This is a genomic window from Polaromonas sp. P1_E1_2, from assembly GCF_056406035.1.
The window spans coordinates 1-1,469 of record NZ_JBFUAZ010000815.1; the positions used below are offsets into that span (position 1 = coordinate 1).

The window sequence follows — 1,469 nt, forward strand, 5'->3', positions numbered from 1 at the left end:
GCTTCGACGCGGGCAAAAGCGTAGCCAAAAGTACCGAAATAGTCGCTGAACGCCTTGGTCGTTTCAGCGACCTCGTCCGCGTTGTAGGCCTCACCAGGCGTGATTTTCACGAGTGTCTTGAACTCTTCTTCCTTGTTCAGGTAGTTGCCTTCAAGCTTGACACCCGAAACAACAAAACGCTCGCCCTCGGTCACGTTGACGGTGATGGCAATGCTTTGTTTGTCCGGGGAAATCGCAACCTGGGTAGAGTCGATTTTGAATTMGAGGTAGCCCCGCGAAAGGTAGTAGGAGCGCAGCGTTTCAATGTCGGCGTTGAGCTTGGTGCGCGAATAGCGATCCGACTTGGTGTACCAGCTGAGCCAGCCACCTGTATCAAGGTCAAAGAGGCTCAGGAGGGTTGACTCGCTGAACGCCTTGTTGCCTGTAATGTGGATTTCCTTGATCTTCGCGACATCGCCTTCGGTCACACTGAAAGTCAGGTTGACCCGATTGCGTTCGATCGGCGTGACGGTGGTGACAATTTCAACGCCGTACAGGCTCTTGTTGATGTACTGGCGCTTGAGCTCCTGCTCCGCCTTGTCGGCGAGCGCCTTGTCGAACGGCTGRCCGTCCGCAACACCGGCCTCGCGGAGTGCTTTCTTGAGCGCGTCCTTGTCGAACTCCTTGGCACCCACAAAGTCCACGTCAGCGACGGTGGGACGCTCTTCAACGATCACCACCAATACGTCGCCACTGACTTCAAGTCTCACGTCCTTGAACAGGCCCAGCCCAAACAGCGCACGAATGGCGGTGGAACCCTTGTCGTCGTTATAGGTTTCGCCGACCCGAAAGGGCAAGGAGGCAAAAATGGTTCCGGGCTCAACGCGCTGCAAGCCTTCAACCCGGATATCACGCACCGTGAAAGGGTCAACGGCCCAAGCCGAACTGGCTGCAAAAAGACCGGCGGCGATAGCGCAAACTGCACGAACTTTGAAGCGATTTATTTGTTTTTGCATGAAATGTAAGGAATTAGCCCAAAAGCCGGGTGACATCGTTAAACAGGGCAACGCACATCATGCCCAGCAGGATAGCAACGCCACCGCGCTGCAACCGGTCCATCCAGGCGTCAGACACGCCCCGGCCGGTGATCCCCTCCCAAAGATAATACATCRGGTGCCCCCCATCCAGAACCGGCAGCGGCAGTAAATTCAGGACGCCAAGGCTCACGCTGATAAGGGCCAAAAATAGCAGATAACTGCTCCACCCAAGGCTGGCCGACTTCCCCGCATAGTCCGCAATCGTGAGCGGGCCACTCAGGTTTTTAAGCGACGCCTCGCCTATGACCATTTTCCCCATCATCTTCAGTGTGAGCAGCGAAACCTGCCAGGTACGTACGGCACCTTGCCACAAGCCATCGACAGGGCCGTAACGCACCGTGACAAACTCGGGAGGGGCTCCCACATAGGCCTCAATCCGGGGCACCATCACCC

The 1,469-nt window shown here is 56.4% G+C and carries 2 protein-coding genes; both read right to left on the reverse strand.

Going from position 1 to position 1,469, the window contains the following annotated elements; all coding sequences use genetic code 11:
* Positions 1 to 995: outer membrane protein assembly factor BamA (gene bamA, locus AC1D1P_RS23180; protein ID WP_477674614.1), on the reverse strand; the 995-nt coding region annotated here is incomplete at its 3' end.
* Positions 996 to 1,008: 13 nt separating this feature from the next.
* Positions 1,009 to 1,469: site-2 protease family protein (locus AC1D1P_RS23185; protein WP_477674615.1), on the reverse strand; the 461-nt coding region annotated here is incomplete at its 5' end.